A 25,543-nucleotide genomic window follows, 5' to 3' on the forward strand; every position below is an offset into this window, starting at 1 on the left:
CGCCCGCTAGCTGTACTTGGTCATGAGGTTGGTGCCAGTCGGCTGATCGGGGGACGGCCGTGTGCGGCGGTGTGAGGTCGAGCGTAGTTGTAGTGCTCCAACCACGCATCGAGCGCGGCGGTGCGATCGTCGTTCGATGCGTAGGGGCGTCGATATGCCCACCCGTCGGCCAGGGTGCGGTTGAACCGTTCGGCCTTGCCGTTCTGCCACGGTGAGCGTGGACGAATCAGGACGTGAGTGGCCGTCAGCGCGGCCAGAGCGTTGCGGAACGCGCGGGAACGTCGGTAGGCCAAAGCGTTGTCCGTCATGACCTGACGGATGCGGACCCCGTGGCTCGCGAAGAACGCGGCGGCGTCGGCCATGAACGTCGCGCAGGTGGTCGCCTGCTCATCGGGCAGGACCTGCGCGAATGCCAACCGGGTGTGGTCGTCCACGGCGACGTGGACGTAGTCGAAGCCGATGCCGCGTTTACGAACCTGCTCGGAGCGGCCGTGGGCGCGCCAGCCCCCACCGTCGGGGATGCGGCCCAGCTTCTTGACGTCGACATGGACCAGATCACCGGCACGCTCGCGTTCGTAACGGTGATCGGTGGCCCGTGAGGCACGGATCACTTCTCCGGTCACGCGATCGATATCAGCCAGACGTGGAAGGCCGGCCCGGCGGATGATCCGCCCGGCTGTCGAGGGCGAGACACCGAAGCGGGCTGCCAACTCGAACGCGTTGTCCCGGTCAGCGATCCTGGCCGCTACGACCGCCGTCGCGATCTCCACCGGTGTGGCCGTCGGCATCGATTTGGGCCTGGAGGAACGGTCTTCCAGGCCAGCCGGTCCTTGGCGGCGATAGCGACCCCACCAGCGGTGAGCACACGTGCGGGAGATCCCCATCTCCTTGGCCACATGGGACACCGGACGACCCGCAGCGATCCGTTCGCACAGGATCTGGCGGCCACGAATAGTCAGAACAGCATTACGGTGGGACAAGAGAAGGCCTCCCTCGGCGATGACTTAGACACCACCAATGATGGGGGCCTTCTCCCTTCCCCTCGTGATACCAACCTCATGACCAAGTACAGCTAGCGCGAGCGCGCGGAATGCGAAACCCCCTGATATTCCGCACGCGGGGAGCCGTACGCTCGCCTCATGTCGGGATACGAGACCACCTTTGACGACCATGACGAAGCCCTGATCGCCGCGCCGAGGGCGCTGCTCATCAACTGCACGCTGAAGCCCTCGCCCCAGCCGTCGAGCGGCGACGTGCTCGGCGGCCAGGTGCTGCGGGAGCTGCAGGAGCACGGCGTGCAGGGATCCTCGATCCGCGCCGTCGACCACCGGATCCTGCCGGGCGTCGAGAGCGACATGGGCGAGGGCGATGCGTGGCCAGAGATCCGTGAGGCGGTGCTGCAGGCCGACGTGCTCGTCTTCGTGACGCCCACCTGGCTGGGGCAGCACTCGAGCGTCGCGCAGCGGGTGCTCGAGCGGCTCGACGCCGAGATCTCGGCGACCGACGAGGCCGGCCGGCCCACGCTCTTCGGCAAGGTCGCGATCCCGGTCGTCGTCGGCAATGAGGACGGGGCGCACCACATCTGCGGCATCCTCGCGCAGGCGCTCGGCGATACGGGCTTCACGATTCCCGCCCAGTCCTCTGTGTACTGGAACGGTCGCGCCATGGAGGGAGTCGACTACCGCGAGCTCTCGGAGACGCCCGAGGCGGTCGCCACGGCGATCCGCACCGCCGCGGCGAACGCAGCCCACCTCGCGGAGCTGCTGCGGGGCGAGCCCTACCCGGCCTGAGCCGGTCGCCGTCTCGTCGCGCAGCGAGACTGCCCGCCCCCGGCCGTCACGGGTCGAGTCGGTAGGTCTCGTTCAGGTGATGACGCAGCAGTGACTCGAAGCGGGTGAGCGCTCGTTCGGCGCGAGCGGCCTCGCCCGTCTCGAGCGGCGCCTGCCCGGGCGCTCCCGCTGCATACAGCGCATCGAGCATCGCCGCGTGCTCGGCGAGGATCTCGTCGCTGCGGTCGAACAGCCGCTGCCCGTAGCTGAACAGCAGGAAGCGCTGGCGATCCGCCAGCCGATCGTAGAGCTCCGTCAGCACGGCATTGCGCGCGGCCGTGACGAACGAGCGGTGGAAGTCGATGCTGAGCTCGACGAATGCGGGGAGGTCGCGCGCTTCGAGGCGCTCGCGCTGCGTCTCGAGCTGCTGGCGCAGTGCCTCGGCAGTGCGGCGGCGCGAGGTGGGCGCGGCCGAGCGCACGGCGCCCGATTCGAGCAGCACTTTCGACCCGGCCAGGTCGGCGACCGCTTGAGCGCTCACTTCGCGCACCAGGGCGCCGCGCTTGGGGAAGATGGTCAACCAGCCCTCGTCCTGCAGACGGATCAGCGCTGCCCGCACCGGGGTGCGGCTCATGCCCATCGAAGAGGCGACGGCCGACTCGCTGAGCATGCTGCTGCCCGGATGCACGCCGGAGAGGATGCCGTCGAGGATGGCGCGGTAGGCGCGGGAGGCGGCGGATTCGTCGACGGCGGGGTGCATGCGTCCATTCTCCCGTCTCGGGCCGTCATCGGGCCGGATCGGGCCGGACGGGGCCCGGCAAGGATACATCTTGTATCCTAGACGCGTGTCGCAGCGATCAACCTCCTCTCGAACGTCTCAGCGCCGACTGAAATCCTGGCTCTTCCTCGCGGCCGCGGTGATCGTGTTCCTCGGCGTCGTGATCTTCGCGCAGGCGTCGATGAACTCGGGCAACGGCTCGTTCGGCGCCGCAGCGAAGCAGGGCGCGGCGGCCGCAGACGGCAGCGGCGCCGACACCGGCGCCGGCGACTCCGCGGCCCCGACCGGCTTCGAGACGCGCGACCCGGCCGACCCGATGGCGATCGGAGATGCCGACGCGCCCGTCGTGCTCGTCGAGTGGACGGATATGCGCTGCCCCTACTGCGCGGTGTTCAACCAGGAGACGCTGCCGACCATCGTGGACGAGTACGTCGAGGCGGGGAAGGTGCGCATCGAGGTGCGCGACGTCGCGTTCTTCGGCGAGGCCTCCGAGACGGCCTCCGTCGCCGCCCGGGCCGCCGGCGAGCAGGGCAGGTTCATGGAGTACCTGGACGCCGTCTACGCGGCGGCGCCCGCAGAGGGGCACCCTGATCTCCCCGCGGATCAGCTGATCGGATTCGCCGAGGAGGTCGGCGTGCCCGACATCGCGAAGTTCACGGCGGATCTCGAAGACCCGGCACTGCGCGCGGCCGTGCAGCAGAGCACCGCGACCGCGCAGCAGGCGGGCGTCACCGGAGTTCCGTTCTTCGCGATCGGCACCGACGCGCTCTCCGGCGCGCAGCCGATCGACGCGTTCCGCGGCTTCCTCGACGCCGCGATCGAAGCGGCGCCCGACTCGGCTGCCTGACCCGTGGAGCTCGGCCTGCTCGGAGCCCTGCTCGGCGGGGTGCTCACCTTGCTGAGCCCCTGCTCGGTGATGCTGCTCCCGGCGTTCTTCTCGTACGCCTTCACCTCGCCCGGCGCAATGCTGACCCGCACGGGCGTCTTCTACCTTGGGCTGATCACGACGCTCGTGCCGCTCGGCGTACTGGCCGGCACGCTGGGCGCCTTCGTGAACGCCCACCGCGAGGGGTTCGTGCTCGTGGCCTCGATCGTCATCATCGTGCTCGGAGCGATGCTGCTGCTGGGCATCCCCATGCCCTTCATGCGCGGTCGCGAGGGCGGCGGGGGCACCACCGCGCTCTCCGTGTACGCGCTCGGCACGGTCTACGGTCTCGCCGGAGTCTGCGCTGGGCCGCTGCTCGGCGCGGCGCTCACCATGGCCGCAGTCTCGGGCAACGCCCTGCTCGGCGGCGTGACCCTGCTGGTGTTCGCCGCGGGCATGGCCGTGCCGCTGCTCGTGCTGAGCCTGCTGTGGACGCGCCTGCCGTTCGTGCGCCGCATCGTCAGGCCGCGCGAGGTGCGCGTCGGCAGGTGGCGCAGCACCTGGAGCAGCATCGTCGGCGGCGCCCTCACCATCGGCATCGGCGTCTTCATGCTGGCGACCCGCGGCACCACGAGCCTGGGAGGAGCGCTCGGCGCCTCCGATCAGATGCGTCTCGAGGGGTGGGTGCTCGAGCAGTCGCGATCCGTGCCCGACGCCCTCGTCGTCGGCATCGCCCTCGCGGTCGCGGCTAGCGCCCTGTGGTGGTCGCGCCGTCGCGCTCGGCGAGACGACGCACCCGCTGGGCCCGAATCGCCACGTTCCACCGCTTCGCGCAGAGCGCGGTGACGATGGCGGCGACGACGCCGGGGACGGCGATCGTCATGATCAGGATGAGTGCCTGCGGTTCCATGCTTCGAGCCTAGGCGCGGGTTCGGCCCCGCGCCTCCCCCCAGAGGATGAGCGTCGCTACAGTGGAACGCGGAAGCGGCGTGCACCACGCCGCTCCTGGCGCGTCGATGCGCCGCCTATCTGGAGGAAAGATAACCATGTCCAAGTACCGGGTGCAGAATCCTGCCACGGGTGAGGTTCTCGAGACGTTCGAGGCCGCCACCGACGCGCAGATCGAGGAGGCGCTCGCGGGCGCCGACGCCGTATACCGGGAATGGCGGGAGCGGAGCGTGCAGGAGCGCGCCGCTGTCGTCAAGCGAGTCGCCGAGCTGTTTCTGGAGCGGAAGGACGAGCTCGCTCGTCTGATCGCGCTCGAGATGGGCAAGTCGATCGCCGAGTCGCTCGACGAGGTCGAATTCGCCGCCCAGATCATCGAGTACTACGCGGTGCACGGCCCGAGCCTCATCACGGATTACGAGATCCCGAGCACGATCCCGGGGAAGGCGTACATCGAGCACCGCCCCGTGGGCGCCCTGCTCGGCGTGATGCCGTGGAACTTCCCGTACTACCAGGTGGCCCGCTTCGCGGCGCCGAACCTGGTACTCGGCAACACGATCCTGCTGAAGCACGCCGACGTCTGCGGGCGCTCGGCGCTGACCATCCAGGAGATCATGGAGGAGGCCGGCGTTCCCGTCGGCGGCTACCAGAACGTCTTCGCGTCGCACGACCAGATCGCCACGATCATCGCCGACCCCCGCGTGCAGGGCGTCTCGCTCACGGGCTCGGAGCGGGCCGGAGCGATCATCGGCGCGCAGGCCGGATCGCACCTGAAGAAGGCCGTGCTCGAACTCGGCGGCATCGACGCGATGGTCGTGCTCGACTCCGACGACGTGGCAGACGTCGCGAAGCAGGCGTGGGACTTCCGCGTCTACAACGCCGGCCAGGTCTGCAACTCGAACAAGCGCCTCATCCTGATGGACGACATCTACGACGAGTTCGTCGCCGAGCTCGTGCGCCTCGCCGAGGGTCTCGAGCCGGGCGACCAGCTGGACCTGCAGGAGGGGCAGTACGTGCCGCTCTCCTCGCGCGCCGCCGCCGAGACCGTCGACGCCCAGGTGCGGAAGGCCGTGTCGGAGGGCGCGAAGCTGCTCGCCGGCGGCGTGCTCTCGGAAGGGCCCGCGGCGTACTACTCGCCCGCCGTGCTCGTCGACGTGCCGCGCGACTCCGAGTCGTACGGCGAGGAGATCTTCGGACCGGTCGCCACGGTGTACCGGGTGTCGAGCGATGCGGAGGCGCTGGAGCTCGCGAACGACTGCGCGCTGGGCCTCGGCGGCTCGGTGTTCTCGACCGACGAGGCCCGCGCGGCGCGCGTCGCCTCGCGCCTCGAGACCGGCATGAGCCACGTGAACACGATCGCGGCGGAGTCTGCTGAGATTCCGTTCGGCGGGGTGAAGCGCTCGGGCTTCGGTCGCGAGATGGGGCCGATCGGCATCGGCGAGTTCGCCAACAAGCGGCTCTACTTCGTCGCGAAGTAGGTCGTTCCCTCCGTTTCGAACGGGCCGCAGCACCTGGGTGCTGCGGCCCGTTCATCGTCGCAGGGGCGGCCTGCGCCGCGCGGGCGACCGGAGGATGCTCCCTCGGCCCGTTCGCATGCATCGGGTGCACACTGGAGGCATGCGCATCCGCACCGAATTCGAAGCCGACTGCCCGCCCGAGGCGGCATGGCGGGCCCTGCACGATCCGAGCGTCGCGACGCAGCTCTACGCCCCGCTCCTCGTCATGCGCCCCGAGACGGGGTTTCCCGAAACGCTCGGCACCGGCGTCGAGATGCGCACGCGGCTGCGGGCCTTCGGCGTGCTGCCGGTCGGCTCGCAGCTGATCCGGATCACGGACCTCCCCGCCCCCACCGGGCCCGCCCCCGCAGGCACCGCGCCCGCCGGCACCGCCCCCGCCGCCTGGCCGCGCACCATGCGCGACCACGGCCGGCCGCTCTCGGGCCCGCTCGCCGTGCTCACGGAGTGGCGCCACGAGATGACCGTCTCGCGCTCGCGGGCGTCGCAGCACCGCGCGGTCTGGACCGACGAGCTGCACATCGGGGGTGCACTCGCCCCGCTGTTCCGGCCGGTGCTCGCCCTCATGTGGCGGTGGCGGGGCCGCAAGCTCAAGTGGCTGTCGCGAGACTGGCGGTAGCGGGAGTGGGGGGCGCGGAGGCGCAGTGCGCGGCGGCGGCGCGGCGCGCGGCGGCCCAGCGCGGAGGATACGTGCGCATCAACGGTGTCGACCTCTACGCGGAGACCGCGGGTGCGGGCGAACCGGTCGTGGTGCTGCACGGCGGCTTCTGCTCGCTGGAGTCGCTCGCCCCGATCGCCGAGGCGCTCGCCGCCGAGTACCGGGTGCACGCCTACGAGCGGCCGGGCCACGGGCGTTCGGCCGACATCGCCGGGGAGTACGACTACGACCGCGGCGTCTCCGACGCACTCGCGTTCCTCGACGCCCACGGTCTCGCCGACGCGCACGTGGTCGGGTACAGCGACGGCGCGATCATCGGGCTGCTCCTCGCGATGCGCCGCCCCGAGCGCGTGCGCTCGCTGACGGCGATCAGCGCGAACCTCGATCCCTCGGCCTACGACCGCGACCCCGAGGTGAACGGGCCGATCCTGCCCCCGCTGCGCCGCGTCGACGCGGCAGCGGGCGCGAACCCGGGGCCGGATCGCGTGAGCCCCGAACGCGCGGCCTACGAGCGCCTGTCGCCCGACGGTCGGGCGCACGCCGACGCCGTGTGGGAGAAGTGCGTGCGGCTCTGGACGACCGAGCCGCACATCGACCCCGCCGACCTCGCGGGCGTCGCCGTGCCGACCCTGGTGCTCGCCGGCGATCGCGACACGGTGCGCCCGCTGCACACGCTGCGCATCGCGGCGGCGCTGCCGAACGCGCGCCTGGGCCTCGTGCCCGGCACGTCGCACGGCCTCGTCGACGAGAAGCCGGAGTTCGTGGCGGCGCTGGTGCGCGACTTCCTGGCGGAGGCTCCTCGGCGGTGAGCGTCGGCGCCCGCCGACCGCGCCACCATCGCACCGCTTTCTCGCCGATGCACGTGTGAAGAACGGGTGCATCGGGGAAGTAGGGGTGCAGCGAGGCCCGGGCCCCGGCCCGCGCTCACGCCGAGCGGCGCAGCAGCCAGACGAAGTAGGGGGCGCCGACGAGCGCCAGCATGAGCCCCGCCGGCAGCTGCGCGGGCGAGATGAGGGTGCGCCCGAGCGTGTCGGCGACGCACACGAGCAGTGCGCCGAGCAGCATCGACACCGGGATGATGCGGGTGTGCCGGGCGCCGACGACGGCGCGCGCGAGGTGCGGGGCGACGAGGCCGACGAAGCCGATGACGCCGACCGCGACCACGCTGACCGCCGCCAACGCCGCCGCTATCGCGAGCAGCGAGAACCGCGTCTTCTCGACCCCGATGCCAAGGATGCGCGGCGTGTCCTCGTCGACGGCGAGCAGGTCGAGGTGGCGGCGCAGCCCGATGAGGATCGGCAGGGCGACCACCAGCGCGATCGCCACCGGCAGCACGTCGCCGAGCGATCTGCCGTAGGTCGTGCCCGAGAGCCAGGTGAGGATGCGCGGCGCGTTCCACGGGTCGGCGCGCAGCAGGAGGAAGGTGGTGACCGCGGTCAGCCCGTAGCCGCAGCCGATGCCGATGAGCACGAAGCGGTCGGGCAGCATGCCGCCGCGCCACGAGAGCAGCGCGATGACGGCGAACGTGGCGAGGCCGCAGGCGACGGCCAGCGCGATGAGCAACGGCCGGCCGCCGCCGCCGGTCACGGCGATCACGGCGCCGAGCCCGGCGCCCGCGGTGATGCCGAGCAGGCCGGGCTCGGCGAGCGGGTTGCGCACGGTGGACTGCACCACGCAGCCCGAGAGCGCGAGCGCCGCCCCCGCGAGGAGTGCGGCAGCGACGCGCGGCACGCGCTCGTCGAGGGCGCGGGCGACGAGGTCGGGCGCGATCCCCTGCGCCCAGAGGACGAGGTCGCCGGTGCGCAGCCAGAGGCTGCCGGCGAGCAGGCCGACGACCGCGGCGGCCACGAGGAGGGCCGCGGCCGCCGCGACCACCACGCCGAGGCGGCGCCGGGAGCGCCCGGGGGCTTTCGCCTGCGGCGGGTTGCGCACCCCTCCGGCGTCGCGCATGCGCAGCGCGAGCACCACGATCACGACCGCCCCGAGCAGCGCCGTCGGAATGCCGGTGGGCACCGAGGTCGCCCCCTCGGCGCCGAGGATGGCGCGGAGGCCCGCGTCGGCGAGTAGGATGAGGAGCGCGCCGAGCAGCCCCGAGACCGGAATGAGGAGGAGGTGCCGGGCGACGGGCCGCACCCGCGCCGCGATGAGGCGCGCGAGCACGGGGGCGCCGAGGCCGACGAACGCGATGGGGCCCGCGAGCATCACGGCGGTGCTCGTGAGCAGCACGGCGCCGAGCACGGCGACGAGGCGGGTCGCGCGGATCGGCACTCCCACCGCCGATGCGGTGTCGTCTCCGAGGCCGAGCACGTCGAGCCGGCGCGCGAGCAGGAGCGCCGCCGCCAGGACGACGACGATGAGCGGCGCGGCCCGCAGGGCGGCGTCGATGTTGAGCTGGGCCAGCGATCCGCTGCCCCACGCGAAGAGCCCGGTGGTGTTCTCCCGGAACAGGATGAGCAGCATCGCGGTGCCGGCGTCGAGGGCCATCGCGAGCGCCGAGCCGGCGAGGATCAGCCGGGTCGTGCCCGTGCCCGCCGTGCTGCCGGCGAGGGCGAGCACGAGCGCGGCGGCCGCGAGCCCGCCGATGAACGCGACCCCTCCGGAGGCCCAGAGCGGCAGGGAGAGGCCGAGGGCCGCGACCGCGGTGAGTGCGAAGTACGATCCCGCGGTCACGGCGAGCGTGTCGGGGGAGGCGAGCTGGTTGCGCGTGATGGACTGCAGCAGCGCGCCGGCGGCTCCGAGCGCGAAGCCGACGGCGACTCCGGCTGCGAGGCGGGGGAGGCGGGAGCCGGTGAGCACGTCGCCCACGGGCACGCCGTTCACCGACTCGCGGGCGCCGCCGGCGTACCGGACCAGATCCCAGACGCCGACACCCGACGTGCCCTGCGTGAGGTGCCACGCCCCGACCGCCACCACCACGACCAGGAGGGCGGCGAGCACCGCGATCCCGCCGGCGCTTCCGCGCAGGCCGAGATCGCGGGCGCCCGAGCCCGGTGATCCCGTGCCGCGCGCCGCCGCGGTCGCCGGAGCGGTGCTCGCCGTCATCGCGATCCGCCCGTTACTTCTGGAGGATCACATCGACGAAGGCGTCGACGGCCTGCTCGCCCGAGATCGGGCCGCCCGCGCCCCAGACGCCCGCGGGGAACGCCTGCGCGCGGCCCTCCTGCACGGCGGGGAGCGACGTCCAGATCGCGCTCTTCTCGAGCTCGTCGGTCCAGTCGCCCTCGTTCGAGTAGAAGAGGTTCGCGTCGCCGACGGCGGTGAGGCCCTCGATGTCGGTCTGCGCGAGGCCGTAGGCGGGGTCGACGCCGCCGCTGCCGTACGCCTCGTTGATGTCGTCGCTCCACGCCGGTGTGAGCCCGAGCTCGGTGCCGAACGCGGTGAACAGCGCGCCCTCGCCGTAGGGGCGGATCACGAGGTTGCTGCCCTCGACCCAGCCGTCGAAGAAGACGAAGTCGGTGGTGGGCAGGTCGGCGCCCGCGACCTCCGCCTTCGCGTCGGCGAGGTGCTGGTCGAAGTCGGCGAGCACCTGATCGGCGCGCTCCGTGCGCCCGGTCGCCTCGGCGATGAGCGAGAACACGTTCTTCATGTTGCCGATCGGGTCGGAGGCGTCGGCGCCGACGGTGACGAGCACCGGCACCTCGCTCTCCTGCTCGAGCGTCTGCACGATGTCGGCGTCGGCCTCGAACGCCTCGACGATGATGAGGTCGGGGTCGGCCCCGTAGAGCGCATCGAGGTCGGGCTCGCCGCGGGTGCCGAGGTCGACGACGTCTTCGGGCAGCTGCTCGGCGCTCACCCACGTGGCGTAGCCCTCGGGGTCGGAGACCGCGACGGGGGCGACGCAGAGGGTCATGGCGTCCTCCGCCTGCTGCCACTCGAGCACGGCGACGCGCTCGGCGGGCGCGTCGAGCTGCATGGTGCGGCCGACGCCGTCGGTGAGCTCGATCGGGCCGGTCGACGTGGCGGTCGAGTCGTTCTGGCAGGCCTCGGATGCGGCGCGGGGGGCGTCGTCGCTGCCGGCCTCGACGGTCGTCGTGCCGCAGCCTGCGGCGATGAACGCCACGGCTGTGACGGCCGCGGCTGCGGCTGCGGTGCGGAGGGCGCGGATCATGGGGGTCCTCTCGGAGGGGGTGGATGGGGGTGGAGCTGAAGCTGCGGGGGCGACGCGCTGCGGGGTCACCGTCGGGCGGCGCCGGCCGCAACCGGCGCCGCTGCGGTGCGGGGGGCGTGCCTGCTGACCGGGTCGACGCGCACGCGGCCGGTGCGCTCGTCGACGTCGACCTCGACGGGGATGCCGTACACCTCGGTGAGGTGCTCGGCGGTGAGCACGTCGGCGGGCGAGCCCGATGCGCGCACGCGACCGTGATCCATCAAGACGACGTGGTCGGCGACCCGCGCCGCGTGGTCGAGGTCGTGCAGCACGATGCCGACCGCGACGCCGGTCTGCTCGACGAGGTCTCTGACGAGGTCGAGGGTCTCGATCTGGTAGCGCAGGTCGAGATGGTTCGTGGGCTCGTCGAGCAGCACCGCTCCGGTCTGCTGGGCGACGCAGGCGGCCAGCCACACGCGCTGCATCTCGCCGCCCGACAGCTCGCCGACGGGGCGCGTCGCCATGTCGCGCACGCCGGTCGCGCCGAGGGCGTGATCGATCGCGCGGCGGTCCGCCTCGGTGAGGCCGGCGAACCGGCGGCGGTGCGGGTGGCGGCCGAACGCGACGACCTCGCCGACGGTGAGGCCCCGCGGCGCCGGGCGGGACTGCGAGAAGAGGGTGACCTCGTGCGCGAATTCGCGGGCGGTGAGCATCGAGACGGGTCGCGGCTCGGAGCTGCCGGCGCCCGTGATGGTGACTGCGCCGCTGGGGGCGGGGTGGAGGCGTGCGAGGGCGCGCAGCAGGGTCGATTTGCCGCTGCCGTTGGGCCCGACGAGGGCGGTGGCGCGGCCCGGCTGCAGCGAGACCGACACGTCGTGCACGACGGCGGTCTTGCCGTAGGCGAGGTCGAGGTGATCGCCGGTCAGCGTGACGGGCGTGCAGGCCGGGGCAGACGCGGTCGCAGGTGCGGCTGGGGGCATGGGGCGGATCCTGAATCGATAGGAGCGGTGCGGCGCTTCCGAGTCGGTTGCTCCGAGCAACTTAGGGCAGCCTTGCTTACATCAGACAGTTGTCGACGCGCTTCCTCTGCAATTTCCATGCGCCGGCTGGACCGGCGGGATGCGCGCGGCGTCTCCAGTGGCGGGGGCGCCGACCGTGCGCGAGAATCGATGCGTGGACGGCGAGACGATGCAGCGGCGAGCCGCATTGCGCGCGGACGAGCTGCCGGGCGCGGCCCTCGAGCACCCCTTCGGCCCCGATTTCGACGTCTTCAAGGTCTGCGGCAAGGTCTTCATGCTGATGTCGGATCTGCGCGGCACCCCGATCGTGACCGTGAAATCGGCGCCGGCCGACGCGAACGTGCTTCGGGAGGCCTACCCCGAGATCACGCCGGGCTATCACATGAACAAGCGCCACTGGATCACCGTCACCGGAGGCGGAGCGCTCGCACCCGAGCTGCTCGACGATCTCGTGACGGAGTCGTACCTGCTCGTCGTCGAGACACTGCCGCGGCGGCTGCGGCCCGTGGACCCCGCGACCTTCGGGCGCCGCGCATAGCGCTGCCCCGCGACTCGACGAGAGTCGCGGGGCAGTCGCCGAGCGGGCGGGTGCGCTCAGCGCGCGGAGCGGCGCACCGCGCTGCCACCGAGCACGAGGGCGCCGGCCAGCAGGAGCGCGGCGGCGACCCACGCCCACGGCGCGATGGGCGCGCCCGTCGCGGCGAGCTCGGCCGAACCCGACAGTGCGGAGGCGGAAGCGGGAGCCGCCTCGCCGCTCGCGTCGGGGATCGGCGTCGCGCCGGGGCCGTCATCGGCGGTTCCTGCAGCGCCGCCGTCGGCTGCGCCGGCCGCGGCGCCGTCAGCGCCGCTGTCAGCCGATCCGGCCGCGCCGCCCGCGCCGCCGTCAGCGCCGCCGTCAGCCGATCCGGCTGATCCACCCGCGCCACCGTCAGCGCCGCCGTCGGCCGTCTCGCCGGCGTCGGCCGCGACCGTCGCCGTCACCGAGAACGGCAGGGGCACCTTCTCGGCGTCCATGGCCGCGCCGGTCGTCAGCCACCACGGCTGCAGCTGCGGATCGAGCCACTGCACGAAGTCGGCGGGGTAGGAGTCGGGGTACGTGCGCCCGCCGAGTTCGAGGGCGCGCCCGGCGAACTCGGGCGTCGCGGTCATGGTGAGCCGGTCGCCGTCGCGCGAGACCTCGGCGTTCGAGAAGGTCGCGAGGGTCACGCGCCGGTAGCCGTCGCTCGCGAGCGAGCCGGTGACGCGCCACGCGACGTCGAACGACAGCGACCCGGTGCCGTCGGCGGCGATCTGCAGGCGCGGGTTGCCGAGAATCGTGCTGACCTCGGGTGCGAGGCCCGGGTAGTGCTGCACGAAGATGCCGTCGCGCCACACGAGGTCCGCGGCCCCCGTCGCGGTGTCGACCCACCCGGCGCCGTCGGCGAAGGCGAACTCCGCGTTCTCACGGGTGGTCGCGCCGAGCGGGCGCGGCGACCACGCCAGCATGTAGTCGTTGACCGCCCAGGCGAGCCCGCCGTCGTCGATCGTCGTCGCCTCGGCGGGCGCGTCGCCCGGCTCGGGTGCGGCCGGGCCCTCCCAGGGGCCGTTCTCCGCCGGCGGCTCGGGCTCCGCCTCCTGCCCGGGCGTGACGGCGCGCTGCGTCGGCTCGACGATGTCGCCCGTCCGCACGAGCTCGCTCAGCCGGTCGGTGTAGGGGTGGGTCACGAAGATGCGCGATCCCCCGGCGCCGATGCCGAGGCCCCAGGTGTCGGCATTGCCCGACCCGGTGCCGCCGGTCACGCCCGCCGCGGTGAAGTCGACGGCCTGCTGCGCCGTCCAGGTGTCGGGGCTGATGACGGAGACCGCGTTCGAGAAGCCGTCGGTCGTGAAGACCTCGTGCGTGGTGGGGTCGACCTCCATCTCGTACACGTTCTCGCCGACCTCGATCGGCGATCCGACGAAGCGGCCGTCGGCGACGCGCAGGCTCACGACCTTGGAGCGCTCCCAGGAGTCGGTGAGCGTGGGCGACACCGCGATGTGCAGCTCGCCCAGCCCCTCGTCCATCGCGAGGGCCGCCGCGCGGCCGCCGACCGGCGCCCCGTCGACGACGAGGGCGGAGACGGGGAACGCCAGGGAGTCGACCCAGGTGCTCGTGATGGTGCTGTACCCGGTGATCACCTTCGCGCGGCCCTCGGCGATCCAGATCATGTGGTTCGCCGCGTCGTAGACCGCATCCTTGATGAGCGGGTAGCGCTCCGTGCTGATCGCGATCGGCGCGGAGACCTCGCCGGTGGCGGGGTTCACGCGGGTGAGGGCGCTCGAGTCGTAGACGTACAGCAGGCCGGTGTCGCGATCCTCGACCATGCCGCTCGGCAGTGCGGGCACGCCGGCGATCTCGCGCACGTCGTGCTCGGCGGAGTCGAGGTCGACGACGCTGATCGTTCCGGTGCGGGAGTGCGAGACGTACAGGCTGCGGCCGTCGGCGCTCAGCACGAGGTCGGAGGGCTCGGCCTTCGGCAGGTCGATGACCTCGGCCGAGGGGGCGCCCGTCTGCATGTCGAACCAGGCGATCTGCCCGCGGGGGGTGCCGCCCGTGCTGCTGTCGACGGTGACGTAGACGCGCTGGCGGGCGTCGTCGACGACGGCGGTGCGGCTGACCTCGCCGACGCCGTGCGTGCCGGCGAGGGCGAACTGCGATGCGGCCGCGTGGGCGGGCTGCGGCATGAGGATGAGGGCGAGCCCGCCGAGCAGGAGCGCGGTGAGCGCGACGGCGAGGGCTCGGAGCGGGAGGGGGGCGTGGGTTCGCATGCGGCGATCTCTCTGGAGGAGGCGGGTGGACAGACCGCTCATCATACGAAAGTTAGGTTACCCTTCACAACGTCCGATCATCTCCCGCGTGTCCCGCGTTGCGCGGGCGCGGGATCCGCGGCAGCCAGCACGCCACGTCGCGCGCATAGGCGTCGAACTCCCCGCCGAACCGCGCGCGCAGATCCGCCTCCTCATGCGGCCTGATCGCGTGATTCCAGAAGAGCGACCCCGCGAGGGCGTACGCGACCACGAGCCACGAGCCCAGCAGGAGACCCACGCCGACGCCCTGCGCGATCCCCGCGAGCGCCATGGGATTGCGCACCCAGCGGTACGGGCCGACCACGACGAGGCGCCGCGCAGCGGCCGAGGGCAGCGGCGTCCCCTCACCGCGCGTCGACATGGCGAGCGCCGACCAGATGCCGAGGGCGCTCGCCGCCGCGAAGCAGACGCCGCCGATCGCGCCCCACACGAGGGGCGCCGGAGGGGAGAGCCGCACCCCCCAACGGGCCTCCAGCACCGCGATGCCGAGCGGCAGCACGCCGAGGAAGACGACCCAGAAGACGACCAGCTGCCGCGCCGTCCGCGCCGCATTGCGGCGTTCGGTCGCGCGCTCCGCCTCGCGGAAGGCGAACGGGCCGACGAGCAGCCGCTCGGTCGGCAGGCGGCCGCAGCGCAGCAGCACGCCCGCCCCGATGCTTCCGACCGCTGCCGCCAGCATCGCGATCGCGCCCCACCCCGCGAGCCCGGTGAGCGTCGCGTACCCCGACATGCCGGCGGCGACGAGCAGCGTCCAGGGCACCGCGATCCACGCGGCCCAGCGCGCGCCGAGGGCGACGAGCAGCGAGGCCGCGACGAAGAGGGGCAGGTCGAAGGCCGCCACGATCACCGGGTCGAGACCGCCCAGCGTGGCCCGTCGCACCCCGGGTACCGAGAAGACGCCCACCCACCACAGCGCCCCGGCCGCCGCCTGCACCGCGAAGTATCCGCGGGCCGCGGCGCCGCTCCGAGTGCTCAGACCAGGCCCATCTGGCGGGCGCGCGCGAGCGCCTCCGTGCGGCTCGACACCTTGAGCTTCTTGTAGATGCTGCGGGTCTGCGTCTTGATCGTGTTCGACGAGACGTGCAGGTCGCCCGCGATCTCGTCGATCGACCCGCCCCGCGCCAGCTCGAGCAGCACGAGCGCCTCGCGCTTCGAGAGCTGCTCGAGCACGACGTCATCGCCGGCGAACGGGCTCCCCGGGGGCATGCGCCAGACGTCGGGCGGCACGAGGGAGCGGATGAGCGCGAGCTCGGCCGCCGGAATCCAGAGGAGCGGGAGGAGGTTGTCGAGGCGATCGAGGGTCAGAAACGCCTGCGTGGCGAGCGACGTCGCGCACTCCGTGTCGCCCCGACGCGCCAGCGCGCCTGCGCGCAGCAACTGCAGCTGGGCGAGCTGCGCGGGGAACGGCCCCGCATCGGGGGTGCGGGGGTCGCGCGCCGCGGCGTCGAGCGCGTCGAGGTGCGCCAGGGCCTCGTCCGGCCGGGAGGCGAGAATCGCGAGACGCGCGCGTGAGAGGCGCGTCGAGGCCGCTCTCCCGTCGTGGGCGAGCGCCGAGCGAGCGCCGACGAGGTCGCCGGTGGCGAGCAGGAACTCCCCGCGCAGCGTCCGCAACTCCTCCGTCCAGCCCGCGGCGACCGGCAGGTGCTCGCGTTCGGCGAGTGCCGCCTCGAGCTCCTGATGCCCGAGCGCAGCCTGGTCGGCGACCAGCCGCGCCTTCCCCCGCGTCCAGACGATCGCCGGCCACAGCTCGGAGTCGTCCATGCGCGGCGCGACGGCCGCGAGCGCCTCGAACGCGTCGTCGTGCCGCCCGAGGCTCGCCGCGCGCAGCGCGGTCGCGAGGTGCCAGCCGATGCTGTGCGTCGTCTCCAGCCAGCCCGCCTGCGAGGGGTCGACGGCGGCGAGCTCGCGCTTCGAGGCCCGCAGGTCGCCCATGCGGGCGTACGCGAAGGCGAGGATCGCGTGGAGGTGGGCCTGCCGGCCCGGGTGCGCGTCGTCGGCCAGGCCCTCGGCGAGGTCGAGCACGCGCTGCACGCGACCCGCGAGCATCTCCGTGACGATGATCTGCAGGCGGGCGGCGCTCATGCCCGACCGCCAGCTCGGGGAGGCGGGCGCGCTCTGCCGCAGGAACTGCTCGCCCGCCTCCGCGGCCTCCTCGTAGGCGCGGCTCACGCGGAGGCCGGCGAAGCGGGCGAGCAGCAGGAGCCCGCCCGCCGCGCCGCTCGCCTCGGCGGCGCGATGCTCGAGCGACGGCATGCCGATCTCGAGCAGTTCGCGCATGCGCGGCGTCGGAACGAGGGCGTCCTCGCTCAGCGCCACCGCGATCATGATCGGGATGGTGCCCTCGCGCAGCTGTCGCTCGGGGGAGATGCTCCCCGCCATCGCGACGAGCTCGCGCGAGCGCTTCAGGCTGATCTCCGTGAAGTTGCGCACGAAGTGCGGGAAGATGGCGCGATCCATGTTCCCGTCGATGAGGAGTTCGAGCATGTCGATGGGGTCGGCGTGCTCGTACAGGTGGGCGAACGCGAGCCGCCGCACCTCGGCGATGCGCTCGGCGGGGAGCTCGGCGAGCGCCCGCGGGCGGAGTGCTCCGGCGATGAGCGTCTGCAGGCGGAACACGGTGCGTCCGTGCCGCGACGCGAGGCGGCCGTACCCGAGGGCGTCGAAGCGCTCGAACTCGGCCCACGAGGCCGCTCCGCCGAGCCGCTCGGCGAAGGCGCTGTCGATCTCGGGCACGAGGGAGGCGATGAGTGCGAGCTCGTGGTCGTGCGGGGACGGGAACTCGGGGGCGAAGTCGGCGAGCATGCTCTCGACGCCGCGCTGCACCTCGTCCGCCGGCGGCCGGCGGGTGCCGCCGCGCGACAGGTTCGCCATCACCGACAGCGCGAGCCGCACGGCGAGCGGGTGGCCCCGGGTGGTGCGGCGCAGCGCGGCGATCTCGGGTTCCGACAGCTGGTAGGGGAGCACGGCCGCAGCCTGAGCGATCTCGTCCGCGGTGAACGCCAGCGCGTCGGCGTGGAGCGCCGTCACGGCGAGACCGGCCGCGGTGACGGGCACCTCGAAGCGCGTGCGCGTGCGCGAGGCCGCGAGCAGCTGCAGGTTCGGCGACCGGCGCAGCAGCGACACGAGCTGATCCTGCACCGAGTCTGCGGCGCAGTGCAGGTCGTCGATCACGAGCACCATCGGCTCCGGGTCGCGCATCGAGGCCGACGTGATGCGGGGGAGCGCCTCCTCCGGGGGGATGCGGCCGTGCGCGTAGTCTTGCTCGAGCGCGGCGAACGCCTCGGGTCGCGCCGCGCTCATCGCCTGCAGCACGCGCAGCCAGAACGTGCGCGGGTCGCCCGCGCCGGCGTCGAGCGCGATCCAGGCGAACGCGCTCGATCGCTGATGCGACAGCCACTGCGACATGAGGTCGGTCTTGCCCGCGCCCTGCTCGGCGGTGATGACGGTGACGCGTCCGGCGCGGGCGAGGCGGTGCACGAGGTGGTCGCGCCGCACGTGACCGTGCGTCGCGACCGCGTCGATCTTCTCGGCCACCATCTCCCCCGGCACTGAGAATCCCCACTTCTTCAGCCCCGGTCCGGCACCGCGACCACGGGCTGAGGTGCTTCGCGAATCAAGCGGCTCCTGGTCGAGCCGGTCACAGCTTAACCGGAATGTTACCTCACGCGCCGCGCCCGGGAAGCAGCGGATTGCTGCGGCGATCGCGTCGCGGCGACAGCCGCTGTCTGGACCGGGGGAGAGACTCTGTCACAGATCCGTTACGTGAGCGCAGTAAGCTCGGGGGCGAGATTCAGACCGGACTCCCAGTCCCTTCCGAAACATGGAGACATCAATGAAGATTCGTTTCGCACTTCCCGCCTTCGCCGCGGCGGCCGTGCTCGCACTCACCGGTTGCGTGAACAACGCCGAGTCCGAGGGAGGCGCGGGATCCGGCGACGCCGCTCCGGCGGCCGAGATCACGGCGGACGACGCCGCGGTCGCGCTCCTGCCCCAAGAGCTCAAGGACTCGGGCGAGCTGCGCATCGGCACCGACGCGGAGTACCCGCCGAACGAGTACAAGGACGCCGATGGCAACCCGGTCGGCTGGGGCGTCACGCTCGCCGAGGCGATCGCCGCGAAGCTCGGGCTCGAGCCGAAGTGGGAGATCCTCGGCTTCGACAGCATCATCCCCCGCATCCAGGAGGGCGCGCTCGACATGGGCTCCTCGTCCTTCACCGACAACGTCGAGCGCCAGCAGTCGGTCGACTTCGTCGACTTCCTGAACGCGGGCACGCAGTGGGCCGCCGCCAGCGGATCCGACGTCGACCCCGACGACGCCTGCGGGCTGACGGTCGCCGTGCAGGCGACCACGGTGCAGGACACCGATGAGCTGCCGGCGAAGTCGAAGGCCTGCACCGACGCCGGCAAGGAGGCGATCGAGATTCTGCGCTTCGACGGTCAGCCCGAGGTCACGCAGGCCGTGGTCGACGGCCGCGCCGACGCGTTCTCCGCCGACCTCCCCGTCACCGGCGACGCGGTCGCGAAGCTGGGCGACCAGCTCGAGACCGTGGGCGACGTGTTCGACGCCGCCCCGTACGGCTTCGCGACGCAGAAGGACGGCGAGACGACGAAGGCCGTGCAGGCGGCGCTGCAGTCGCTCATCGACGACGGCACGTACCTCGACATCCTCACTGAGGCGGGCATCGAGGACGGCGCGGTCGAGCAGGCCGAGATCAACGCCGGCACGGAGTAGTCGCGCACATCATGACGCATACGCACTCCTCGGGTGCGGGGCCGGACGCCCCGCACCCGGAGTCGGCGCCGATCGAGGCGATCCGGCTCCGCCACCCCTGGCGCACCGTGTTCGCCGTGGTGCTCCTGCTCCTCGTCGCACTCTTCATCCACGACGCCGCCTTCAACCGCCCCGTGTTCAACTGGGGCGAGGTCGGCAAGTACCTCTTCGACGTGCGCATCGTCTCCGGCGCGGGCTACGCGCTGCAGCTCACCGTCTACTCGATGATCATCGCCGTGGTGCTCGGCGTCGCGATCGCGGTGATGCGCCAGTCGCCGAACCCGGTCGTGAAGTCGATCGCCTGGGTCTTCCTGTGGCTCTTCCGCGGCACCCCGGTCTACGTGCAGCTCGTCTTCTGGGGCCTGGTGCCCACGATCTACAAGTCGATCAGTCTCGGCGTGCCGTTCACCGAGGCCGCGTTCACCCTCAACACCAAGGATCTGCTGAGCTACTTCACGCTCGCCGTCATCGGTCTGGCCCTCAACGAGGCTGCGTACATGGCGGAGATCGTGCGGGCGGGCCTCCTGTCGGTCGACAAGGGGCAGAACGAGGCGGCGACCGCGCTCGGGCTCGGCTGGTGGCACACGATGAGCCGCGTGATCCTGCCCCAGGCGATGCGCGTCATCATCCCGCCCACGGGCAACGAGGTCATCTCGATGCTGAAGACGACCTCGCTCGTCACGGCGGTGCCCTTCACGCTCGACCTCTACGGCCGGGCGCGCGACATCTCGGCGGTGACGTACCAGCCGGTGCCGATGCTGATCGTGGCGTCCATCTGGTACCTGGCCGTCACCTCGATCCTCATGGTCGGCCAGTACTTCCTCGAACGGCACTTCGCGCGCGGCGTGCTCCAGCGGCCCGACGTCATGAAGCCGACGGTCGAGACCCAGTCGGTGGGCGTCGTCGGCGTGGAGGATCCGGCGCACCCGACCTACCCCAGTGCCGGCGGCGGCGAGAGCATCGTGCCACCGCACCATCGACCCGGAGGGGGAGGCGCATGAACGTGCACGCGACCGATACGCCCATGGTGCGGGCGGAGGGCGTCTCCAAGGCCTTCGGCTCGAACCTCGTGCTCAAGTCGATCTCGCTCGAGGTGCAGCGCGGCGAGGTGCTCTGCCTCGTCGGCCCCTCGGGCTCGGGCAAGTCGACCTTCCTGCGGTGCATCAACCACCTCGAGACCGTCAACGCCGGCCGGCTCTCCGTCGACGGCGAGCTCGTCGGTTACCGTCAGAAGGGCGACAAGCTCTACGAGATGCATCCGCGCGAGGCCGCGGAGCAGCGCCGCGACATCGGCATGGTGTTCCAGCGGTTCAACCTCTTCCCGCACATGACCGCGCTCGAGAACGTGATGGTCGCCCCGACGCTGCTGAAGAAGGGCGACAAGGCGAAGTTGAAGTCGCGCGCGATGGAGCTGCTCGCCCGCGTCGGCCTGGCCGAGCGGCACGACTACTACCCGGCGCACCTCTCCGGCGGGCAGCAGCAGCGCGTCGCGATCGCGCGTGCGCTCGCGATGGAGCCGAAGCTGATGCTGTTCGACGAGCCGACCTCGGCGCTCGACCCCGAGCTCGTGGGCGAGGTGCTCGACGTGATGAAGGGGCTCGCCGAGAGCGGCATGACGATGATCGTGGTGACGCACGAGATGGGCTTCGCGCGCGAGGTCGCCGACAAGCTCGTCTTCATGGACGGCGGCGTCGTCGTGGAATCGGGGGACCCGGCTGAGGTGCTGTCGAACCCGCAGCGCGAGCGCACCAAGGCCTTCCTGTCGAAGGTGCTGTAGGCGTCTGAACCTCTCCGCCACGACGGCGGAGGATCGTGGCGAGGGCCCGGATGGGCCCCCGCCACGTGTGCAATACCCGGCGGTGCGGGGTGCGAACCCGGTGCGGCCGGAGTCAATGAGGACTGAGAGAAAGGCAACGATGGTTACGAAACGGTCATCAACGGCCATGATCGGTGCGGGGGCACTGGTCGCGGCGTTGTTCGCGGGGGCGATACCCACTGCGGCGACTGCGGCACCGGGCGACGCGCCCACCCCCATCACCTACGAGATCTCCGACCGCGTGCAGGGGCCGGCGAGCTACCCGGTGCAGACCCCGCTCCCCGAGTCGCCCGACGACGCGAACGATCAGTCGCTCGTTCGCGGCGCCGTGCCCTACGCGGAGGTGGCGCGCACGGTGAACGGTCTGATGGCCGAGAGCGACCGCGTGTCGGCTCAGGTGGTGGGCAGCTCCGTGCAGGGGCGCGACATCCAGCTCGTCACGGTCACCGCCCCCGAGACGGCGGAGCAGACCGCGCAGCAGCGCGCCTGGAAGGAGCGCATCAAGCAGGATCCGGCGGGCGCCGCCGCCGACACCGCCCTCACCGAGGGCTACAAGGTGCCGATCTGGTTCAACGGCAACATCCACGGCAACGAGTGGGAGGGCGCCGACATCATTCTCGAGTACATCGAGAAGCTCGCCACCTCCGATGATCCGGCGATCGTCGACATGCTCGAGCAGTACCGGTTCTACTTCACCGTGACCAACAACCCCGACGGCCGCGTCAACGGCACGCGCGCGAACGCCGAGGGCTTCGACGCGAACCGCGACATGATCACGGGTGCGACGCCGGAGTCGCGCGTGATCCGCGACCTCGCGGGCGTCATCCAGCCGACCTTCTACGTCGACCTCCACGGCTACACCGACGTGCTGCAGATCGAGCCCTGCGGCCCGCCGCACGGCGAGAACTACGAGTACGACCTCTTCCTGCCGCACGCCTACTCGGCTGCGCTCGCGATCGAGGAGGCCGTGGTCGGCGCGAACATCGAGGGCAACCCGCTGACCGACGACGGCGGCATCCTGATCCCCTACCGCGACATCCGCTCGGGGTGGGACGACTGGCCCCCGCTGTTCACGCCGCAGTTCCTCGCCTACCAGGGCGCCGTCACCAACACGGTCGAGCTGCCGCTCGGTCGCGGCGGCAACCCGGATCAGGCGGAGCGCGAGCGCCGCACGGGCGTCAACGTCGAGGTCGGCATGGTGACGGTCGAGACCGCGACCGCCTACTTCGCCGAGAACTCGGGGGCACTGCTGCAGAACCAGATGGAGATCTTCCGTCGCGGCGACGCGGGCGAGCCCCTCAAGACCATCCCCGCCGATCCGAACCCCGCCGACTACCCGGGCATTCCGCACGAGTGGATCGACGTCTGGGACGAGACGGACGTGTACGGGGCCGAGTTCCCCCGCGCCTACGTGATCCCGGAGAACACGGAGCAGCAGCGCTCCGTGACCGACGCCGCGCGACTGGTCGACCAGCTGATCGCGAACGGGGTGGAGGTCTCGCGCGCGACCACGCCGCTGACCGTGGGCGAGACGACGTACCCTGCCGGGAGCTACGTGGTCGACATGCACCAGCCGCTCCGCGGCATGGCGAACGTGCTGCTCGCCGACGGATCCGACATCACGGAGCGCGTGCCCGACATGTACGACATGTCGGCGTGGAGCCTCGCGCTGCTGTGGGGCGCCGACGTCTTCGCCGTCGGTGCATCGCAGGATGCGTCGCTCGACGGCGTGGGCCTCGAGCTCGTCGCCGAGGCGGCGCCGACCGGCGTGCTGCCGGAGGAGGCCGGCTACCTCGAGCTCGCGACCGCCGGCGCCGCGGAGTACCAGGCGATCAACGTGCTGCTCGCGCAGGGCGTCGCCGTCTCCTCGTTCACCGACGGCTCGGTCATCATCGGGGCCGACGAGGCCTCGCGCGCGGCCGCCCAGGCCGTCGCCGAGACCTACGGCGTGCAGTTCACCGCGACCACGGGCGTGCGCCTGCTCACGGAGCCGAGCACGCCGCTCAAGGCGCTGCGCGTCGCGTACTCGGGCGCGCAGGATGACCGGGTGACGCTGAGCCGTCTCGGCTTCACCGATCAGGTGCGCGTCGACGCGGCATCGCTCACGGCCGATCCGACGCTGCTCGACGGCGTCGACGTGCTGTGGGTCGGCGGCAACCTCGCGTTCACCCCGGCGCAGGCCGCCGGGTCGGATGCCGTGGCCGCCTTCATCGCCGCCGGCAACGGCGTCGCGGGCCGGGGCACCGCGGTCGCGAACTTCGCGGCCGCGTTCGGCCTCACCCAGGTGACGGCGAAGGCGGGCACCAGCGGCTCGAACGGCATCGTGCACGTGGAGAACGCCGAGGGCGGGCTGTTCTCGACGTACGCGCAGGACACGGCGTTCGTCACGCCGGCGGTGTGGTACACGAATCTCGGCGAGAACGCCGAGGTCGAGCAGAGCTACGCGGCGGAGAACCTGTTCGTCTCGGGGCACTGGCGCGATGTCGGCGGCAACGGGGCCCAGGGCACGGCGCGCGCCGATGCCGCGGGCCAGGCGTCGGCCGTATCCGCGGTCGCGGAGTCGGGGAGCGAGCTCGTCATGCTCGGCACCTCGGTGAACTTCCGCACCCATCCCGTGGGTAGCTACCCGTGGATCGCGCGGGCGCTGTTCGAGGTGAACGCGAACCCGGGCGCGGCGGTGCCGGTGGTGCTCGGCGAGGAGCACCTCACCGACGACACCCGGGGCGGCGTGCAGGTGCCGGCCGAGATCGAGATCGGCGCGTCGTTCGACGTGACGTTCTCCGATGTCGCCGACGGCACCGAGGTGGCGCTCAGCTACTTCGGCGAGGGCGTTCCCGCCGAGTCGGGCGGAGCCGCCGCGGAGTCGCTCGTCGCGATGGGCACGGTGACCGGCAACACGCTCACCGTCGATGCGCTCCCCGAGGGCATCGAGCCCGGCGAGCTGCGCATCGCCGCGACGCAGGCCGAGGGCACGGTGCTCATCGGCTGGGACGACACGGTCGCGGTGGCGGCCGAGGTTCCCGGCGGCGACCCGGGCGCGAACGCGGCCGGCGCAGCCGACGGCACGACGGCCGGTGCCGCCGACGGCACCGCGAGCGGTTCGGCCGCGGGTGCGGCCGACGGAACCTCCTCGGCCGCGGGCGGATCGGCCTCGGCCGACGGCGCTGCGGCGAACGGGGGCGCCGATGGGCGTCAGGGCGAGCTCAGCAACACGGGCGGCATGGAGCTCACCGCGGGCATCGCGCTCGCGCTGCTGCTCGCGCTCGGCGGAGGCGCCGTGCTGATGGCGCGTCGCAAGCGTCTCGCATCGGAGAGCGCGCAGGAGACTGCCGCGTAATCGGGTCGCACGATCGGCGCGGGGGTGGGGGCCTGGCCTCCACCCCCGCGCTGCGTGTTACGCGCCCTCGCCGAGGTCGTTCTTGATCTTGGTGGTCGAGACGCCCTCGGTGCGGTCGAGGTAGACGACCTCGCAGTAGTCGCGCAGGATCTCGAATCGCGGGTCGCCCTCCCAGTCGCCGCCCATCACGACGGTGTCGATCTCGTACTTCTGCACGTCGCGGATCTTCTGATCCCAGGCGTCCTCGGGGATCACGAGGTCGACGTAGCGCACCGCCTCGAGCATGTTCTTGCGCGTCTCGAAGTCGTGATAGGTCTGCTTGCCCTTGCCGGCGTTGAACGCCTCGGTCGACGCGGCGACGACGAGGTAGTCGCCGAGCGTGCGGGCGCGGCGCAGGAGTCGAATGTGGCCCCAGTGCAGCAGGTCGAACGTGCCGTAGGTCAGGATCCGCTTCATGCTCCCAGTGTACGGTTCGCGGGGCGGCGCAATCCGCGACCGCCCGGCCGCCGACTCCAGCCGGCGCAGGCCACGGGCGTCGGGCGTCAGGCGTCAGGCGACCAGCACCCACACGCCCGCGACCGCCGAGACGATCGCGATGAGCAGGGCGAGGCCGATCAGCACGGCGTGCACCGTGAGGAAGGTGGTGGCGCGCCCCTGCTCGTCGCGCGCACGCGGATCCTTCGAGATGCGCGACCAGAAGCGCGGCCACACGACCACGTTGTAGAAGGCGTTGACGAGCAGCAGGATTCCGGCGAAGACGACCATCATCTGTTCAGTGTAGATGCGCCCGGGCGCCGTCGCAGCGGTGCGGCCGCGAACCGCGATCACGCCGCGGCGGGCCGGGAGGCGCGCAGACTCGCGAGGCCGAACGCGAGTTCGCAGAGTGCGACGGCGGCCAGCATGAGCAGCACCGCGGGCCAGCCCACGCCCGCCTCGACGAGCAGGCCGGGCACGAGGGGCCCGGCCGCCGCGGCCCCGTAGCCGAGGCCCTGGCTGATCGCCGAGAACGCCGCGGTCTGCGCCACGTTCGGGGAGGTGAAGACGATGAGCGCGATCGACAGGCCGAAGGCGGCGCTCAGCGCGACGCCGAGGATCGCGATGCTCGCGGGCATCAGCGCGGCCGGCGCGAAGCCGAGACCGACGAGGCCCGTGACCGCG

Annotated in this window: 22 protein-coding genes; 11 read left to right on the forward strand and 11 right to left on the reverse strand. The window is 72.2% G+C overall.

The genetic code is table 11. The annotated features are described in order from the left end of the window. Positions 1–20 precede the first annotated feature (20 nt). Positions 21–980, reverse strand: coding sequence for an IS481 family transposase (locus tag BLT44_RS03340; protein ID WP_083351965.1), 960 nt, complete (start codon positions 978–980; stop codon positions 21–23). Positions 981–1,139: 159 nt separating this feature from the next. On the opposite strand from BLT44_RS03340, the gene BLT44_RS03345 reads away from it, so the two are divergent. After that, positions 1,140–1,790 carry a flavodoxin family protein gene (locus BLT44_RS03345; protein ID WP_010155534.1) on the forward strand — a complete coding sequence of 217 codons (651 nt, stop codon included), beginning with the start codon at positions 1,140–1,142 and terminating at the stop codon, positions 1,788–1,790. A 46-nt stretch (positions 1,791–1,836) separates the two neighbouring features. Here the strand turns inward: BLT44_RS03345 and BLT44_RS03350 are convergent, their stop codons facing one another. Next, entirely contained in the window at positions 1,837–2,529 is a 693-nt protein-coding gene (locus tag BLT44_RS03350) for a GntR family transcriptional regulator (protein WP_010155533.1), read from the reverse strand. Between the two features lie 85 nt (positions 2,530–2,614). On the opposite strand from BLT44_RS03350, the gene BLT44_RS03355 reads away from it, so the two are divergent. From BLT44_RS03355 to BLT44_RS15745, 5 genes are all read left to right on the forward strand, one after another. After that, entirely contained in the window at positions 2,615–3,394 is a 780-nt protein-coding gene (locus tag BLT44_RS03355) for a DsbA family protein (RefSeq protein WP_010155532.1), read from the forward strand. Positions 3,395–3,397: 3 nt separating this feature from the next. Continuing rightward, complete coding sequence (locus BLT44_RS03360) at positions 3,398–4,258, forward strand: cytochrome c biogenesis CcdA family protein (protein ID WP_010155530.1); 861 nt, start codon at positions 3,398–3,400, stop codon at positions 4,256–4,258. 200 nt (positions 4,259–4,458) lie between these two features. Next, on the forward strand, positions 4,459–5,835 hold the full coding sequence (locus BLT44_RS03365) for an NAD-dependent succinate-semialdehyde dehydrogenase (RefSeq protein ID WP_010155529.1): 1,377 nt from the start codon (positions 4,459–4,461) through the stop codon (positions 5,833–5,835). A gap of 139 nt (positions 5,836–5,974) precedes the next feature. Further along, on the forward strand, positions 5,975–6,490 hold the full coding sequence (locus BLT44_RS15740; protein ID WP_010155527.1) for a hypothetical protein: 516 nt from the start codon (positions 5,975–5,977) through the stop codon (positions 6,488–6,490). Between the two features lie 71 nt (positions 6,491–6,561). Continuing rightward, positions 6,562–7,338: an alpha/beta fold hydrolase gene (locus BLT44_RS15745; RefSeq protein WP_010155526.1), complete on the forward strand. Its 777-nt coding sequence runs from the start codon at positions 6,562–6,564 to the stop codon at positions 7,336–7,338. Between the two features lie 115 nt (positions 7,339–7,453). Here BLT44_RS15745 and BLT44_RS03380 read toward each other — a convergent pair whose 3' ends face one another. The 3 genes from BLT44_RS03380 to BLT44_RS03390 all read right to left on the reverse strand — a co-directional run bounded on the left by BLT44_RS03380 (position 7,454) and on the right by BLT44_RS03390 (position 11,596). After that, positions 7,454–9,571 (reverse strand): iron ABC transporter permease, encoded by a 2,118-nt coding sequence (locus BLT44_RS03380; protein ID WP_074689918.1) that lies wholly within the window; start codon positions 9,569–9,571, stop codon positions 7,454–7,456. 13 nt (positions 9,572–9,584) lie between these two features. Beyond that, the gene (locus tag BLT44_RS03385; protein ID WP_010155523.1) at positions 9,585–10,637 is read right to left on the reverse strand and encodes an iron-siderophore ABC transporter substrate-binding protein; all 1,053 of its coding nucleotides are present in this window, start codon (positions 10,635–10,637) and stop codon (positions 9,585–9,587) included. Positions 10,638–10,702: 65 nt separating this feature from the next. Then, the gene (locus tag BLT44_RS03390; protein WP_010155521.1) at positions 10,703–11,596 is read right to left on the reverse strand and encodes an ABC transporter ATP-binding protein; all 894 of its coding nucleotides are present in this window, start codon (positions 11,594–11,596) and stop codon (positions 10,703–10,705) included. A gap of 193 nt (positions 11,597–11,789) precedes the next feature. Between BLT44_RS03390 and BLT44_RS03395 the strand changes: the two genes are divergently transcribed. After that, positions 11,790–12,173: an MmcQ/YjbR family DNA-binding protein gene (locus tag BLT44_RS03395; protein ID WP_010155520.1), complete on the forward strand. Its 384-nt coding sequence runs from the start codon at positions 11,790–11,792 to the stop codon at positions 12,171–12,173. A 56-nt stretch (positions 12,174–12,229) separates the two neighbouring features. On the opposite strand, the gene BLT44_RS15545 is transcribed toward BLT44_RS03395, so the two are convergent. The 3 genes from BLT44_RS15545 to BLT44_RS03410 form a co-directional block, all read right to left on the reverse strand. Continuing rightward, positions 12,230–14,422, reverse strand: coding sequence for a hypothetical protein (locus tag BLT44_RS15545; RefSeq protein ID WP_176783263.1), 2,193 nt, complete (start codon positions 14,420–14,422; stop codon positions 12,230–12,232). A 64-nt stretch (positions 14,423–14,486) separates the two neighbouring features. Continuing rightward, complete coding sequence (locus tag BLT44_RS03405; protein ID WP_010155518.1) at positions 14,487–15,395, reverse strand: isoprenylcysteine carboxylmethyltransferase family protein; 909 nt, start codon at positions 15,393–15,395, stop codon at positions 14,487–14,489. A 38-nt stretch (positions 15,396–15,433) separates the two neighbouring features. Continuing rightward, positions 15,434–18,010, reverse strand: a complete 2,577-nt coding sequence (locus BLT44_RS03410; protein WP_143025960.1) for a helix-turn-helix transcriptional regulator — start codon at positions 18,008–18,010, stop codon at positions 15,434–15,436. Between the two features lie 283 nt (positions 18,011–18,293). On the opposite strand from BLT44_RS03410, the gene BLT44_RS03415 reads away from it, so the two are divergent. The 4 genes from BLT44_RS03415 to BLT44_RS03430 all read left to right on the forward strand — a co-directional run bounded on the left by BLT44_RS03415 (position 18,294) and on the right by BLT44_RS03430 (position 24,385). Beyond that, positions 18,294–19,193: an ABC transporter substrate-binding protein gene (locus BLT44_RS03415; RefSeq protein WP_010155515.1), complete on the forward strand. Its 900-nt coding sequence runs from the start codon at positions 18,294–18,296 to the stop codon at positions 19,191–19,193. A gap of 11 nt (positions 19,194–19,204) precedes the next feature. Then, positions 19,205–20,233 (forward strand): amino acid ABC transporter permease, encoded by a 1,029-nt coding sequence (locus tag BLT44_RS03420; RefSeq protein ID WP_010155514.1) that lies wholly within the window; start codon positions 19,205–19,207, stop codon positions 20,231–20,233. Further along, positions 20,230–21,009 carry an amino acid ABC transporter ATP-binding protein gene (locus BLT44_RS03425; protein ID WP_029608124.1) on the forward strand — a complete coding sequence of 260 codons (780 nt, stop codon included), beginning with the start codon at positions 20,230–20,232 and terminating at the stop codon, positions 21,007–21,009. The genes BLT44_RS03420 and BLT44_RS03425 overlap by 4 nt, the downstream gene beginning before the upstream one ends. Positions 21,010–21,148: 139 nt before the next feature. Continuing rightward, positions 21,149–24,385 carry a M14 family zinc carboxypeptidase gene (locus tag BLT44_RS03430; protein WP_176783264.1) on the forward strand — a complete coding sequence of 1,079 codons (3,237 nt, stop codon included), beginning with the start codon at positions 21,149–21,151 and terminating at the stop codon, positions 24,383–24,385. Positions 24,386–24,442: 57 nt separating this feature from the next. Here the strand turns inward: BLT44_RS03430 and tagD are convergent, their stop codons facing one another. From tagD to BLT44_RS03445, 3 genes are all read right to left on the reverse strand, one after another. Continuing rightward, complete coding sequence (gene tagD / locus BLT44_RS03435) at positions 24,443–24,841, reverse strand: glycerol-3-phosphate cytidylyltransferase (protein WP_010155510.1); 399 nt, start codon at positions 24,839–24,841, stop codon at positions 24,443–24,445. Positions 24,842–24,934: 93 nt separating this feature from the next. Further along, positions 24,935–25,153, reverse strand: a complete 219-nt coding sequence (locus tag BLT44_RS03440; protein WP_010155509.1) for an SCO4848 family membrane protein — start codon at positions 25,151–25,153, stop codon at positions 24,935–24,937. A 56-nt stretch (positions 25,154–25,209) separates the two neighbouring features. Continuing rightward, entirely contained in the window at positions 25,210–25,497 is a 288-nt protein-coding gene (locus BLT44_RS03445; protein WP_010155508.1) for an MFS transporter, read from the reverse strand. Between the last annotated feature and the right edge of the window lie 46 nt (positions 25,498–25,543).

The organism is Leucobacter chromiiresistens (assembly GCF_900102345.1).
Taxonomy (GTDB): Bacteria; Actinomycetota; Actinomycetes; order Actinomycetales; family Microbacteriaceae; genus Leucobacter; species Leucobacter chromiiresistens.